14 protein-coding genes are annotated in these 13604 nt (G+C 55.2%); 10 read left to right on the plus strand and 4 right to left on the minus strand.

Annotation, left to right across the window (positions count from 1 at the left end; genetic code table 11):
- The first annotated feature begins 360 nt into the window (after positions 1 to 360).
- Positions 361 to 1611 carry an MFS transporter gene (locus EDC52_RS10890; protein WP_131865351.1) on the plus strand — a complete coding sequence of 417 codons (1251 nt, stop codon included), beginning with the start codon at positions 361 to 363 and terminating at the stop codon, positions 1609 to 1611.
- Between the two features lie 88 nt (positions 1612 to 1699).
- Here the strand turns inward: EDC52_RS10890 and EDC52_RS10895 are convergent, their stop codons facing one another.
- Positions 1700 to 2863: an MFS transporter gene (locus EDC52_RS10895; protein ID WP_131865352.1), complete on the minus strand. Its 1164-nt coding sequence runs from the start codon at positions 2861 to 2863 to the stop codon at positions 1700 to 1702.
- 193 nt (positions 2864 to 3056) lie between these two features.
- On the opposite strand from EDC52_RS10895, the gene EDC52_RS10900 reads away from it, so the two are divergent.
- Positions 3057 to 3854, plus strand: coding sequence for a DeoR/GlpR family DNA-binding transcription regulator (locus tag EDC52_RS10900; protein WP_165911700.1), 798 nt, complete (start codon positions 3057 to 3059; stop codon positions 3852 to 3854).
- Complete coding sequence (locus EDC52_RS10905; protein ID WP_131865354.1) at positions 3844 to 4389, plus strand: NUDIX domain-containing protein; 546 nt, start codon at positions 3844 to 3846, stop codon at positions 4387 to 4389. The genes EDC52_RS10900 and EDC52_RS10905 overlap by 11 nt, the downstream gene beginning before the upstream one ends.
- Here the strand turns inward: EDC52_RS10905 and EDC52_RS10910 are convergent.
- The gene (locus EDC52_RS10910; RefSeq protein WP_131865355.1) at positions 4384 to 5571 is read right to left on the minus strand and encodes an MFS transporter; all 1188 of its coding nucleotides are present in this window, start codon (positions 5569 to 5571) and stop codon (positions 4384 to 4386) included. The genes EDC52_RS10905 and EDC52_RS10910 overlap by 6 nt on opposite strands.
- Positions 5572 to 5716: 145 nt before the next feature.
- Between EDC52_RS10910 and EDC52_RS10915 the strand changes: the two genes are divergently transcribed.
- The 5 genes from EDC52_RS10915 (at position 5717) to EDC52_RS10935 (ending at position 10548) form a co-directional block, all read left to right on the plus strand.
- Entirely contained in the window at positions 5717 to 6496 is a 780-nt protein-coding gene (locus tag EDC52_RS10915; RefSeq protein WP_131865356.1) for an AraC family transcriptional regulator, read from the plus strand.
- A gap of 109 nt (positions 6497 to 6605) precedes the next feature.
- Positions 6606 to 7799 carry a winged helix-turn-helix domain-containing protein gene (locus EDC52_RS10920; protein WP_131865357.1) on the plus strand — a complete coding sequence of 398 codons (1194 nt, stop codon included), beginning with the start codon at positions 6606 to 6608 and terminating at the stop codon, positions 7797 to 7799.
- Positions 7800 to 7878: 79 nt separating this feature from the next.
- A complete protein-coding gene (locus EDC52_RS10925) occupies positions 7879 to 8424 on the plus strand; it encodes an Rrf2 family transcriptional regulator (protein WP_131865358.1) in 546 nt (181 codons plus the stop codon).
- Positions 8357 to 9097, plus strand: coding sequence for a class I SAM-dependent methyltransferase (locus tag EDC52_RS10930; protein ID WP_230468015.1), 741 nt, complete (start codon positions 8357 to 8359; stop codon positions 9095 to 9097). Before EDC52_RS10925 ends, EDC52_RS10930 begins: the two co-directional genes overlap by 68 nt.
- A gap of 203 nt (positions 9098 to 9300) precedes the next feature.
- Positions 9301 to 10548 carry an epoxide hydrolase family protein gene (locus EDC52_RS10935; protein ID WP_131865359.1) on the plus strand — a complete coding sequence of 416 codons (1248 nt, stop codon included), beginning with the start codon at positions 9301 to 9303 and terminating at the stop codon, positions 10546 to 10548.
- Here the strand turns inward: EDC52_RS10935 and EDC52_RS10940 are convergent.
- Positions 10526 to 11281, minus strand: coding sequence for an SDR family NAD(P)-dependent oxidoreductase (locus EDC52_RS10940; protein WP_131865360.1), 756 nt, complete (start codon positions 11279 to 11281; stop codon positions 10526 to 10528). The genes EDC52_RS10935 and EDC52_RS10940 overlap by 23 nt on opposite strands.
- A gap of 150 nt (positions 11282 to 11431) precedes the next feature.
- Between EDC52_RS10940 and EDC52_RS10945 the strand changes: the two genes are divergently transcribed.
- On the plus strand, positions 11432 to 12040 hold the full coding sequence (locus EDC52_RS10945) for a TetR/AcrR family transcriptional regulator (RefSeq protein WP_131865361.1): 609 nt from the start codon (positions 11432 to 11434) through the stop codon (positions 12038 to 12040).
- Between the two features lie 149 nt (positions 12041 to 12189).
- Here the strand turns inward: EDC52_RS10945 and EDC52_RS20260 are convergent, their stop codons facing one another.
- Positions 12190 to 12603, minus strand: a complete 414-nt coding sequence (locus EDC52_RS20260; protein WP_131865362.1) for a winged helix-turn-helix transcriptional regulator — start codon at positions 12601 to 12603, stop codon at positions 12190 to 12192.
- Positions 12604 to 12697: 94 nt separating this feature from the next.
- On the opposite strand from EDC52_RS20260, the gene EDC52_RS10955 reads away from it, so the two are divergent.
- Positions 12698 to 13591, plus strand: coding sequence for an NmrA/HSCARG family protein (locus tag EDC52_RS10955; RefSeq protein ID WP_131865363.1), 894 nt, complete (start codon positions 12698 to 12700; stop codon positions 13589 to 13591).
- Positions 13592 to 13604 lie beyond the last annotated feature (13 nt).

Here is a 13604-nt window from a genome sequence, read left to right on the forward strand (position 1 = left end):
GCCCAGCCACTGAGCCCAGCCACTGAGCCCAGCCACTGATCCCAGCCACATGAGCCCAGCCACATGAGCCCAGCCACATGAGCCCAGCCCGATGATCCCTGCCGAATAATTGCTGCCAGGACTATAGACATCACCGGTGATGTAGCCCGGTCATAACGTCTCGCCTCAGCAGCCGACAGGGTCGGCTGCATGCCCGTCTCCGCCCGCTTGCGGTACGCTTATCTGCATGACACCGGTCAAAGAGCGGCGATACGCGCATTTCAGGTGTTTTGGTCAAAAAATACAGACTTTCCGTCATAGACCATCCAGTTTTTTCTGTCTAGAGTTCCGGTCTTGATGAAATTTTGAGGATCGTTAGCCATGAGTAACCGTGTAAATAACACCGTATCCAGTGCCAGCCCCGGCATTATCGCCGATGTAGAGCCTGAAACGCCGGCCTGGATGGCGGTATTTTCGCTGGCGATGGGGGTATTCGGGTTGTTGACGGCGGAATATCTTCCGGCCAGTCTGCTGACACCGATGGCCGCTGAACTGGGCGTATCGGAAGCGCTGGCAGGGCAGGCGGTGACCGTAACCGCTGTGGTGGCGCTATTTGCCGGCTTACTGGTGCCGGGCCTGACCAAAGGCATCGACCGGCGGATCGTGCTGCTGGCCTTTTCTACCCTGATGATCGCGTCCAATCTTCTGGTGGCCATCTCTTCCAGCCTGGCGGTGTTGCTGGTGATGCGTATCCTGCTGGGTATTGCTTTAGGGGGCTTCTGGAGTATGGCGGCGGCAGTGGCGATGCGGCTGGTGCCTTCGGCTCTGCTCGCTCGCGCGCTATCGATTATTTTCAGCGGCATTGCGATAGGGACGGTGGTGGCAGTACCGCTCGGCAGTTATATGGGTGGACTGTACGGCTGGCGCAGCGCGTTTTACGCCGCAGCGGCGGTAGGTCTGGTAACGCTGGTTTTCCAGCTGTTTACCCTGCCGAGTCTGGAACCCCGCAGGACCGCCAAACTTCGCACCATTCTTGATGTGCTGCTGCGCCCGGGCATCGCTGTCGGCATGCTTGGCTGCATACTGGTGCATACTGGCCATTTTGCGCTGTTTACCTATATTCGTCCGTTCCTGGAAAGCACCACCGGCATCGGTTCCAATGGCCTGGCCTTATTACTGCTTGGCTTCGGCGTGGCGAATTTCGCCGGCACGCTGCTGACCGGCTGGCTGCTTGAGCGCAGCCCGCGCGGCACCATGGTGCTGATGCCGGCGCTGGTCGGCGTAGCGGCGTTGGCGCTGGTACTGCTGCCGGCATCACTGACGGTTCAATCATTGCTGGTTGCACTCTGGGGCTTGGCTTTCGGCGGTGTTCCGGTGGCATGGTCGAACTGGGTAGCGCGCGCGGTGCCCGATCAGGCAGAAAGCGCAGGCGGTATGGTGGTGGCGTCAGTACAGTCTTCCATCGCCGCCGGTGCGGCAGCGGGTGGACTGATGTTCAGCTTCAGTGGCATAACCGGGGTCTATATCGCCGCCGGTATTCTGATGCTGCTTGCAGCATTGCTGATTGCGCTGCGGGTGCGGGTTGAAGCGCCAAAATACGGTGCAGAGGCCGGTCCGGCGCTGCACCTGTGATTCGCTGCGCCTGAAAATAGGCAGTCCGGACGGATAAGCCGGACTGCTAATTAGCCGCTGGACTGCGCCGCCCGACATTCAGGATGGGTTACCTGCTGGACTGTGGCGCCCGCCATTTATCCACTGTGGCTATCGCTACGATCGCCAGCACTAATGCCGCACCGCAAGCGACTGCGCTGAAAAGATACAGACGACTATTATCCCCGACACCGATCAACACCCCGCCGGTCGCTGCGCCAGCGCCAATACCAACGTTGAAAGCCATCACGTACAGGGCTGACGCTAACTCCGCCATTCCAGGCGACGTTTCGATAACCCAGGACTGCAGGCCGACGATAACCAGCGAGATGGCCGCCCCCCAGATAAACAGCACGCCGCCGGCGGTCAGCGGGCCTGATATACCGGCCAGCAGCAGGCATTGTCCCAGCATGATGATTGTCCCGCCAACAAGGGTAAGCATGGCGGGTTTCCATACGAAGCAACTGGCCAGCAAGGTTCCCGAGGCGCCCCCAAGGCCAAAAACAAACATCAGCAACGTCAGCCTATCAGCGTCTACCGCCGGTATATTTTGCAGAAATGCCGTTACATAGGTATAGCTGCTGAAGTGCGCGGTAATAAGCAACAGCGTAATGCCAATGACCAGACAGAGCGGGACAGACAAGGCGATGTTTCGCCGCCCGCGTGCCTCTGTCTGCATAGGCTTGGCCTGAACATGAGGTAACCATGTGATGGCAAAACACATGATGATCAGTGAAAGCAGACCGAACATGCCAAATCCATTTTGCCAGCCATAATGATTTCCAAGCGCGGTAGACAGCGGCACGCCGAGCACCACAGACAGCGATATTCCGGAAAAAACGATAGCGGTGGCTCTGCTGGCAGACATATTTTTAGCGATGCTGATGGCATATGAGGCGATGTTTGCCCAGAACACACCATGGCCCAGCGCCGCCACAATTCGTAATAAAACCAACAGGGCAAAATTGTCGGTCAGCATGACCAGTCCATTGCACAGCGCGATCAAACCCAGCAAAAACGTGAACAACTGTTTTCGGTCATAGCTACGCGTCAAAAGTGTCATCGGTATGACAGATAAGGTGATGACCCATGCATAAATCGTGATCAGTAGGCCCACTTGAGAGGCCGGCAACGATAATTGCGTCGCGATATGCTTCAGTAATCCTATCGGTAAATATTCTGTGGTTTGGGAAATAAATGCGCCCGCGGCCAGTACCAATAACGATTTTTTCATATTATTCAACCTGTTAATGACGCTAAGCTGTAATATAGAGTCTGGTTATTTCAGTTTTAACGCCCATATCACATTAACTGCTTCGGCAACCTGCAACCTGCAACAGGCATGGCAACTTGCAACCCGCTACTTGCATAATTCTGCATAATGACGCATATTAACGCAACAATAAATGCAGAAAGGCGCAAGTAACATGAAGCTGGCCGAATCACGTAGGCAGAAAATTCTGGATTTACTGAGCCGGCACGGTGAACTGCAGGCCTCAGCGCTGGCGGATAAACTGTCCATATCGGAAGATACCGTCCGCCGGGACTTAATCAGGCTGGAGTCCACCGGTATGCTTACTCGGGTCAGGGGAGGGGCGATACCTCGATCGCCGGTACCGCTCTACCATCAGGACCGACTGGGCAGAACCGGTGAATCAAAGCAGGCCATCGCCATAATGGCCGTTTCACTGATCCGGATGGATGATGTGGTAGCGCTTGATGGTGGCACGACCACCCTGGCCATTGCCGAAGCCATTCCGGCTCGATTACGCTGCACCGTTGTGACCAATAATCTGCCCGCTGCCCTGGCGCTCGCCATCCATCCAGCGGTGGAGGTCATTGTGCTGGGCGGGAAACTGTTCAAACCCGCCATGGATATGGTAGGTCATAAGGTGTGCGAAGAATTACGCGCCATGGCTTTCGATATCAGCTTTGTCGGCGCAACAAGCGCCAACAGCGCCACCGGTTTGAGCAGCATTGATTATGATGAAGTCCAGGTTAAACGTGCGCTGGTGGCGTCCGCGGAGCGCAGCGTCTGTGTGGTTTCCGGTGAAAAGCTGGGCAAGCACTCGCCGTTCTCCTATGCATCAGCCAACGAAATCAACGATATCATCACCGACAGCGATGCCCCGCCTGACGTTATCGAGCAATTCCGCGATAGAGGGGTAAATGTCATGCTGGCTGATACCGCCCCTCTGGTTAAGGAGTTCCGCAATGGCCGATGAGATTAAAACGCTGGCGTCACGTGAGATTTATCGCAACCGGTGGCTGACCCTGAAAGAAGATCACATCCTGCGGGCGGACGGCAGCGAAGGCATCTACTCCGTGATTGAAAAAACCGATTTCGTGGTCATCATACCGGTCCAGGATGACGCCATTTTTGTGGTTGAACAATATCGCTATCCGTTAAAAGAACGCACCATCGAATTGCCCCAGGGCAGTTGGGAACTGTCACCCTCAGCGCCTCCTGAAGAAATAGCCGCGGGAGAATTGAGAGAGGAAACCGGCCTTTCGGCAGGAACGCTCGACTATGTCGGCTATCAGAAGCTGGCCCAGGGATATTCAGCCCAAGGCTATCATATCTACATTGCCAACGATCTGAGCTACCACGGACAGCAGCTGGATGCCGAGGAATACGGCTTAACCGCCAGGAAAATGAAAAGCAGTGATTTTAACCGATTAATCCTCGAAGGCAGGATTACCGATGCCACCTCGGTCACGGCTTTTTTGTTGGCAAAAGAGAAAGGGTTACTGTCATAAATAGCGATTTCTGCCGGCCATATAACCCAGCAGCGATAACACCAAAGCCAGCAGGGTACAGCCTGCCAAGGGGACTGCCCAACCGCCGATGCTGTCCCGCAGCAGACCGATGGCGGGCGGGCCGCCGGCTGCCAGCAGATAGCCCACCCCTTGGGCCATGCCGGATAACGCTGCTGCCTGGGTGGCATTGCCGGATCGCAGGCTGATAAACGCCAGTCCCAAGATAACGCCTGCTCCGCTACTAATGCCTAAGCAAACTACCCAGAGCGTGGCCAATGCCGGAACAAACAGCAGACCTGCCAGGCCAAGCGCACCCAGCAAAGCAAAACCGATGCCCATCGCCCGCTGGTCATCCATTCTGGTCAGTAGCGGTCCGATAAAAAAGCCGGGAACCGCGGTAGCCAGCTGCAGCACGCCATGCAGCGATCCGGCCTCACCTTCGCTAAAGCCCAGGCTCTGAAGAATGGCCGGCAGCCAGGCAACAATAATGTAATAGATAAGCGAGTTAAGCCCAAAGAACAGCGATACTTGCCAGGCAAGGGCAGAACGCCAAACGCCTGTAGACGAGCGCCGGTGGTGATCGTTGTGGTGTACTATCGGTGACTGATGCGTAAACAGCTGCGGCAACCAGGCCAGCAAACCCACTACCGGCAACAGCAGTGTCAACAATAACGCCGGTTGCCAGCCGCCGTCAAAGCCGTTTGCCGCCGGAACCATCACCGCCGATCCCAGCGCCGCAGCCAGGCCCATGGTCAGTGCATAGAGCCCGGTCAGGCTGGCCGCCCGGTGGGGCAAATCCCGCTTCAGGATGCCGGGTAACAGCACATTGCCAAAGGCAATGCCCAGGCCAATAAGCAACGTCCCGCCGTATAATCCTCCCAAGCCGGTACCAGAACGGACAATGATCCCTGCACCGATGGCCACTAAGGCCAGCAACAGGGTTCTCTCCATGCCAGCCTTGCGCGCCAAGCCGGCGGCCAGGGGGGAGAAAACGGCGAATGCCAGCAAGGGCAGCGTTTGCAGCAGGCCTGCCTGGGCGGTAGTCAGCCCAAAGCTGGTCCTTATCAATTCCAGCAACGGCGCTACACTGGTAAACGGGGCCCGCAGGTTGGCGGCGATAAGTAAAATGCCCACAATGAGCAGCGTGGTTTTTTTCGACGTACTGGGTATGACTGGCATCATTTATGCTCTGATTCACATTACAGGTGACACTATATAGGCTTGTGTTTGTGACTTGATATCGATATAACAGCAATCAATCGCTAAATTACGCCAAAATAGCCTTGCCGCGCTGTTGGCCCCCTGATCGGCCTGGAGGGGAATTGACATGTCATTGCTCAGTTCACTGCAAAATTTTGATATCGACCTGAACCCGAATCCGGTCGTCGCGCTAAAAGTTCCCTCCACTGAAAATCAGGAAGACGTGCCTTTTCATGTTCACCGGAAGGGGCAACTTATCCTGACGCTGCAGGGCGGGGTGACCTGCCTTGCCCCCCATGCCTACTGGATGGTGCCCGCCAATTGTGCTGCCTGGATGCCTGCCGGTGTCCCACACAGCAATCGGGTCACTGCTAATGCCCATGTGTTGTTTTTATATATCGAGCCTGATGTCCCGGGTTTGCCCCAAGAGTGCTGTACGCTGAATATCAGCGTTATGCTGCGAGAAATGATTAAGCACTTTGCCGATTTCCCGCAGGATTATGCAAAAAAAACCTATTATGCCGATTTCGCCCAGATCATGCTGCACGAACTCTCCCTGATGCCGGTTGAACGGCTAAGCCTGCCGATAAGCGATAATTCGAAAATAAGAACGCTGGCCGATAGCTTGATGGAAAATCCTGGCGACAGAAGCAGCTTGGACAGATGGGCCAATCGTCTGGCCATGAGCAAACGCACTTTCGAGCGGTTTATCAAAAAGGAAACCGGGATGACTTTCGGTCGCTGGAGACAGCAACTGCATCTGTTGGTCGCCATTCGCCTGCTGGTCACCGGGTCCTCGGTACAGACTACCGCCTATGAACTGGGTTATGACTCTGTCACCGCGTTTATTACCATGTTTAAAAAAGCATTAGGAAAAACGCCGGGTCGATTTTTGGATGAAAGATAAACCACTCACCCGAGCGTATCGGGATACCGCTAATAAGGAGCTATCGTTAGATGCAGGATAAAGGGGTTAACCGGCGGACCATTATCGCCACAGTTGCGGGAGAGCATCGATGAAGGCGGAGATCTCGGTGTCAGAGGCCAGGCGCTTCGCGCTTACCGCGCAGGGCTTTAACGGCTTTCGCCGCCAGGGTGCGATGAGTGCGGCGCAGCTTAAGCGCTCAATTGATCGGCTCGGCCTGCTACAGATCGACAGCGTCAATGTCCTGGTCCGTGCCCATTATCTGCCGCTTTTTTCCAGGCTAGGCGCCTATGAGCGTACTCTGCTGGATGCTGTTATCGCAGCCAGGCCGAAACGGCTATTTGAATACTGGGGACATGAAGCCTCGCTGCTGCCGATTGACTGCCAACCTCTGCTGCGCTGGCGCATGGCGCGGGCGCTCGACGGACAGGACATCTGGACGCAGCTAAAACCCTTTGCCCGCGAGCGCCGGGCTGAAGCTGATGCCTTGCTTGACCGTATCAGGACCGAAGGGCCGTTGGCCGCCTCCGATGTAGCGGGCAGCAGTGCCTCGAAGGGGATGTGGGTATGGAGCGAGGCCAAACACGCCCTCGAATGGCTGTTCTGGGCCGGCCTTATCGCGACGACGCACCGGCGCAGCAGCTTTGAGCGGGTCTATGATCTGCCCGAACGGGTATTGCCCGGCACCCTCCTTAACCTTCCCACCCCCAGCGGCGCAGACGCCCGGAGAGCGCTGCTTGCCAGGGCGGGCAGGGCGTTGGGCATCGCCACCGCGGATGATCTGCGCGACTACTATCGCCTCGGGGCGCAAGACGTGAGATTGCCGATAGCGCAGTTGGTGGAAGAAGGCACCCTTTGCCCGGTACGGGTGCGCGGTTGGCGCCAACCGGCTTATCTGCATCAGGATGCGCGTGCCGGCCGCAAAATGGAGGGCGCAGCACTGATATCACCCTTTGATCCGCTTATCTGGCATCGTCCGCGCACCGAAAGGCTGTTCGGTTTCCGTTACCGCCTGGAGATTTACACCCCTGCTCACAAACGCCAGCATGGCTATTATGTGCTGCCCTTCCTGCTGGATGGCCGGCTTGTCGCCCGTGTCGATCTAAAGGCAGATCGCCAGGCAGCCACGCTGCGGGTCCAGCGGGCGCATATTGAGCCCGACGCGCCGGCATCAACGTTGGACAGGCTATATGAGGAGCTGCGCCTGATGGCGGCCTGGCTCGGATTACCGAATCTGGCGATTGCGCCGGCGGCGAATATCGATCCGGGTTTTACTGTTGTTTAACGCGGAGCATAGTCGGCTGCACTCTGGCGATCAGCAAAAAAAAATCGACTAATACATTTCATGTGATACTGTAAGTTACATGAAAAGAGACAGTAAATTATCAGGCATATTGCACGTATTGCTCCATATGGCCGAATACCACGCCCCGGTGACTTCAGAGAAGCTGAGCGAGGTCATGGCTACCCACCCGGTCGTCATTCGTCGATTGATGGCGGGCCTGCGCGAACGGGGTTTTGTCAGCTCAGAGAAGGGGCATGGCGGAGGGTGGCGACTGACCTGCAATTTCGCCGAGCTGACATTACTGGACATCTGGCGTGCGGTCGGCGAAACCTCTTTAATTTCACTCTCGAACCGTACTGATGCCCCCGCTTGCCTGGTTGAGCAAGCCGTCAATCGTGCAATCAATAAAGCCAGTCAGGAGGCTGAGGCGCTACTGATAGCCCGGCTGGGGGACGTTACCCTCGCTCAGTTATCCATTGATTTTCATCAGCATTTTTCTACTCATCATCCCCATCACGCACATGGAGCTCATGAGTTCCATGACTTCCATGAGCTCTATGACTCGCATGACTCCCATGACGTCGATGACCCAGCAGATAAGGCAGCCAAACGTGAACGGCACTAACGGTATTTTCAATGATGATTTTTCTCGTCGCTATGATGCCTATAACAGCCGTTTGGCTGTTTTTGGCGATAACCTGTATTCGCTCACCGGGCTGTTACTGGCTGTTCTGCCTGACGATGCAAACGTGCTTTGTATAGGAGCGGGTACTGGTAAAGAGATGCTCAACCTGGCCGAAGCTCATCCGGGCTGGCATTTTACCGGGGTCGATCCGTCGCCAGATATGCTCAGGGTCTGTGGTGAAAAATTACGGCAGGCGGGTATCAGTGCTCGCTGTACGTTGATCAATGGCGTTATCGATGACGTACCCGCTGGTGAGAATTATCACGCGGTAATCTGCATGCTGGTGACGCATTTTATTGTCGAGCCGGCGCGTCAGGAGATTTACCGGCAGATGGCTGCAAGGCTGAAACAGGGCGGAAAGCTGGTCATTGCCGAGATTGCGGCAGATATGGCGGCAGATGATTTTAAGCAGCAGCTGCTCAGTTGGACGGCGATGCATGAAGTGGCCAGCCAGACTACGCACGATCCTGAGGAAATAAGAGCTCAGTTCAATCAGAAGCTGCGGATATTACCCCCGGCAGAAACCGAGCTATTGATGGTTAAGGCCGGCTTTAATCAACCCTATCACTTTTTTCAGGCTCTATTGATTCATGCATGGATTGCCACGAAGTAATGGCTTATCAGGGCAGTTCAGCTTCTTTGTCAAAAAAGGCAGCCAGCGCGCCGAGACTGTAGATGGCTTTGTTAAAAAAGCCCAATTTTTATAAACTTATTGCAGGAGCTACAGGAGTCGCAGGCGTCGCAGCAATTTTCTGCTTCTTATAGTGCGTCAACGCTTTGGCAGGGTATTCTGAAACACCAGCCGGGAAGGATATAATGACCATAGAGCAATTTACGATTGATATTCCCCAATCACCGCTTGATGATCTCAGCCGCAGGCTTGAACACATCCGCTGGCCTACACTGGCTGCCGATGAGGACTGGCAGAAGGGAGTACCGAGCCACTTTCTGAAGTCACTGATGGATAGCTGGCGGAACGACTTCAACTGGCGTGAGCAGGAAGCAGAACTCAATCGGTTCTCTCATTATCGCAGCGAAATTGACGGATATCATATCCATTTCATCTACCAGCGAGGAAAGGGCCCGACGCCTGTTCCGCTTATTCTTACCCATGGATGGCCAGACTCATTTACGCGATATCAGAAAGTTATTCCTTACCTGACCGATCCGGCTCGATTCGGCGGTTCACCAGAAGATGCGTTTGATGTCATTATACCTTCGATTCCGGGATTTGGTTTCTCGTCATGCCCCCACCCAGCGGGCCTTAATAACGCCCGGGTAGCAAAACTGTGGTTCAAGCTAATGACCGACCGGTTGGGCTATCAATCCTTTTGTGCCGCAGGCGGGGATATTGGTTCAAGCGTGACCCGCTATCTGGCCGCTCTGTATCCGGATCATCTTACCGCGATACATCTTACCGATGTGGGCATCATCCGTGATCTGATGACTCATCCCCAACCGGAAACCCTTACCGAGGAAGAACAGGCATATCGTCAATCGGCCGCCAGATGGGTCCGCGAGGAAGGGGGTTATATGTCCATCCAGTCAACAAAACCCTGGACACTGGCTTATGGACTAAATGACTCGCCGGCAGGACTGGCGGCATGGATAGCCGAAAAATACCGCTCATGGAGCGACTGTGGCGGTGACCTGTTCAACAGTTTCACTCCCGATGAAGTATTGACCAATATCACGCTGTACTGGTTAACGGAGTCTATCGGGACTTCAGCCCATATTTACCGTGAAAACCTGTCTTCCCTGCCGCCGTTGCAAAAGTCCACTGTGCCGGTGGGCGTGGCGTGTTTCCCGGCCGATATTCTCCCGCCGCCACGCAGCTTTGCTGAAAAGCATTATCATATCTGTCGCTGGAGCAACATGCCGCGCGGCGGCCATTTCCCATCAATGGAAGAGCCAGAGCTATTTGCCGACGATGTCCGGGCTTTTTTCCGCGCATATCGATTAGCGGAAGACAGTAGGCCGTTTTATGGCCTGCGGCGCAACATCCGCCCAGGCCAGGGCTATGCCAGCAGGCAGATAGCGGTTAAATCTGGTAGCCGCCGCTGACATCAAGCACGCCACCGGTGATGTAGCTGGCATCCGGCCCGGCCAGAAAGCCGACTGCTGCAGCCACTTCTTCAACCGTTGCAACGCGACGAATGGCATGCAGATCCATCATGGCGTCCGGCAAGTGGTCGGCAACGCCGGCAGCCATATCGGTCGGCATGATGCCAGGCTGCACCACGTTCACCGTGATATTACGTGGCCCCAGATCGCGGCCTACGCCTTTTGCATAGCCAAGGACTGCTGCCTTGGTGCCGGCATAGTCAGCTACCCCGGGGAAGGCCACTCGGCTGCCAAGCCCTGAGCCAATAAACACAATACGTCCGCCATCGATCAGTTTCAGCGCCGCAGCGCGCGTTGTGGCGACGGTGCCGAGCACATTGATGCGCCACTGGCGATCCAGACCATCGGTGTCCAGTTCAGGATCTCCTACCGGCTTACCCTGCACGGCGATAGCAGCGTTGTTCACCAGGATATCCAGTTTGCCGAAGTGAGCAATTACCGCATCAATTAATGGTCCAGCGGCGGCCATGTCAGCCTGGTCGCTTTGAATGGCTAGCGCACGCACGCCCTTGGCTTTCAATTTCTCGACCACCGCTGCTGCTTTATCGGCCGAAGACAGATAGCTTATCGCTACGTCTGCCCCTTTTTCAGCCAGATCTTCCGCAATTGCTGCGCCAAGTCCACGCGACCCGCCGGTGATGAGAGCGACTTTACCCGTCAATGATTTTTGCATTAAAAAACCCCTGTGTGATGCCCTGATGCATGGATTGCAAGGCAGATTCTTATATCGTAATGGTCATTACGATAATGAACGTTATGAAATTGGACAGCGGCTGTCAAGCTGATTAATATGGGTTCCAATGAATTTATCTGAGGCAGTGTAATGGGACGTCAGCGTGAATTCGACCTGGAGCAGGCATTGGAGGCGGCCCTTTGCGTATTCTGGCGCAAGGGCTATGAAGGCGCTTCTTATACCGACCTGACGCAGGCGACCGGTGTCGAACGCCCGGCGCTTTATTCGGCCTTCGGCAATAAGGAGTCGCTGTTCCGTCTGGCGCTGGAGCGCTATCGTACGCACTATCTTGATTTTTTCCCGCTGGCGCTTGAACTGCCGACCTCACTGGAGGTGGTCTCGCATATCCTTTACCGAGCGGCTGAGCTGCACACCCGTTACCCAGACAGAACCGGTTGTCTTGGCATACTTGGCGCATTGGCCGGTTCAGACGATGCCCAGCCGGTTCGTCGTGCCCTTATCGATGCTCGAGCCAGCGGCGAAACGTTGCTGCGCCAACGTTTGGAACGAGCGAAGCAGGAAGGTGATCTGCCGGCAACCGCCGACTGCGCTGCGCTGGCCGCCTTCATCTGCGCGGTGCTGCAGGGCATGGCGATTCAGGCCAGGGCCGGATCCAGCAGGGATGCCCTGAAAGGCGTAATCCTGCAGGCCTTGTCGACTTGGCCCTCAACGTCAGATCAGTCCAAAGGCAACCCGTAATATCAGGAATACCCGGTTACCCGAGCACACCGCTGACCGTCGGAGCCGCGTATACCATCGGTTGCAGCAGAATATCCTGCGATGGGGCTGAGCCAATTCCACTTGTTATGGCACGCCTGCGGCCACCCATAGGCAATATATCCCCAACATCAGACTGCCGCCTTATCGTAAGCCCGTCGGCACTCATCGATATAATGCATATTTGTTCTTAGCCATAGATTGAGGTTTTCCAAGGCAACTAAGATGCCGCTGCCCAGTTCGGTCAGTTCATATTCCACCCGTGGAGGAATCTCTGGATAATAATGACGAACGACCAGACCATCCCGTTCAAGGTTCCTTAGCGTCATGGTCAGCATTCGTTGGGTTATCCCGTCAATATGTCTGTTAAGCGCCGAAAAACGCAGCCGGCGGCCACTGACGATAGAGAGTTGCCACAGTATCTGAACTGTCCATTTATCGCCAAGGCGGGTGCAAATGCCATTGGATGGTAATGGCCTGAAGGATGAATCATTTTCCAATGCTTCGCCTGCGTTTTCAGTTACCGCTTTGTTCAAAGGTATCATTGGTGTGCCCTACGTTAAAAAATGTGCCGTCTTACTAGCATTATTCACACAGAGTAATATTAGGACCACATCGAATAGAATGCGAGGTACAGCAATGAACGACATTCAGCGGACTATTTTCGTTTTGGGCGCCACCGGCCATCAAGGCGGAGCAGTGGTAAGGGAATTGCTTAAGGCTGGCTGGTGCATTCGTGCACTGGTCCGCAATCCCCGCTCGGCGGCATCGGCTGTCCTCACTGAGCAGGGCGTCGACCTGATAACCGGCTCTTTCGCCGATACTGAGGTGGTCGGTCAGGCCATGCAGGGAGCATATGGTGTTTTTAGTATGCTACCGGGATCATTGCCCCAGGCAGAAGAGGTCCGGCTGGGTAAGATGATTGCCTGCCTGGCTGCAGCTAATCGGATTGAACATCTGGTTTATTCTTCAGGCGCCAGCGTCGGCGATAAGCCTACCGGCATAGCCCGGTTTGACGCAAAACCCCAGATTGAAGCGTATATCCGTCAGTTGTCAGTCAACTCTACGATCATCAGACCGATGATATTTATGGAGATGCTGGTAAGGCCAGGATATGGTTTAGAGGAAGGCCAATATCGCTTTTTCCTGAGACCAAACCAGGCAATGCAGCTTATCGCTGTCGATGACATTGGTAAGTTTGTTGCCTCTGTCTTTGCAGATAAAAAACGTTATGCCGGTAAAACGCTGAAAATTGCCAGCGATACCGTCACCGGGCGTGAGTTGGAAACCCTGTTTAGCGAAGCTGCCGGGCATCCGATCAAGTATCAGCGCTATACCGATGAGTTTCTCGCCGCCAGTCCTGAGCTTGCCCATATGGCGGAGAGCCTGGAAGCCGGGCCTCTTTCGGATCACGTCGACCTTCGTCTGATGCGTCAAATTAATCCGCAGATCATCTCTTTCCGCTCTTGGCTAGCAGCTGAAGGTTATCAAGCTTTTGAAGAAGCCATTGGTCGGCGCCGCTGGGCGCGTTAAACATGTGAGTAGG

This window comes from Biostraticola tofi (assembly GCF_004343195.1).
In the GTDB taxonomy this organism is placed as follows: Bacteria; Pseudomonadota; Gammaproteobacteria; order Enterobacterales; family Enterobacteriaceae; genus Biostraticola; species Biostraticola tofi.

Coding starts and splice junctions, on each gene's coding strand:
- EDC52_RS10915 (WP_131865356.1), top strand. CDS start 5,717: ATGTCATTGCTCAGTTCACTGCAAAATTTTGATATCGACCTGAACCCG.
- EDC52_RS10925 (WP_131865358.1), top strand. CDS start 7,879: ATGAAAAGAGACAGTAAATTATCAGGCATATTGCACGTATTGCTCCAT.
- EDC52_RS20260 (WP_131865362.1), bottom strand. CDS start 12,603: ATGATACCTTTGAACAAAGCGGTAACTGAAAACGCAGGCGAAGCATTG.
- EDC52_RS10930 (WP_230468015.1), top strand. CDS start 8,357: ATGACTCGCATGACTCCCATGACGTCGATGACCCAGCAGATAAGGCAG.
- EDC52_RS10935 (WP_131865359.1), top strand. CDS start 9,301: ATGACCATAGAGCAATTTACGATTGATATTCCCCAATCACCGCTTGAT.
- EDC52_RS10900 (WP_165911700.1), top strand. CDS start 3,057: ATGAAGCTGGCCGAATCACGTAGGCAGAAAATTCTGGATTTACTGAGC.
- EDC52_RS10920 (WP_131865357.1), top strand. CDS start 6,606: ATGAAGGCGGAGATCTCGGTGTCAGAGGCCAGGCGCTTCGCGCTTACC.
- EDC52_RS10940 (WP_131865360.1), bottom strand. CDS start 11,281: ATGCAAAAATCATTGACGGGTAAAGTCGCTCTCATCACCGGCGGGTCG.
- EDC52_RS10955 (WP_131865363.1), top strand. CDS start 12,698: ATGAACGACATTCAGCGGACTATTTTCGTTTTGGGCGCCACCGGCCAT.
- EDC52_RS10890 (WP_131865351.1), top strand. CDS start 361: ATGAGTAACCGTGTAAATAACACCGTATCCAGTGCCAGCCCCGGCATT.
- EDC52_RS10895 (WP_131865352.1), bottom strand. CDS start 2,863: ATGAAAAAATCGTTATTGGTACTGGCCGCGGGCGCATTTATTTCCCAA.
- EDC52_RS10910 (WP_131865355.1), bottom strand. CDS start 5,571: ATGATGCCAGTCATACCCAGTACGTCGAAAAAAACCACGCTGCTCATT.
- EDC52_RS10945 (WP_131865361.1), top strand. CDS start 11,432: ATGGGACGTCAGCGTGAATTCGACCTGGAGCAGGCATTGGAGGCGGCC.
- EDC52_RS10905 (WP_131865354.1), top strand. CDS start 3,844: ATGGCCGATGAGATTAAAACGCTGGCGTCACGTGAGATTTATCGCAAC.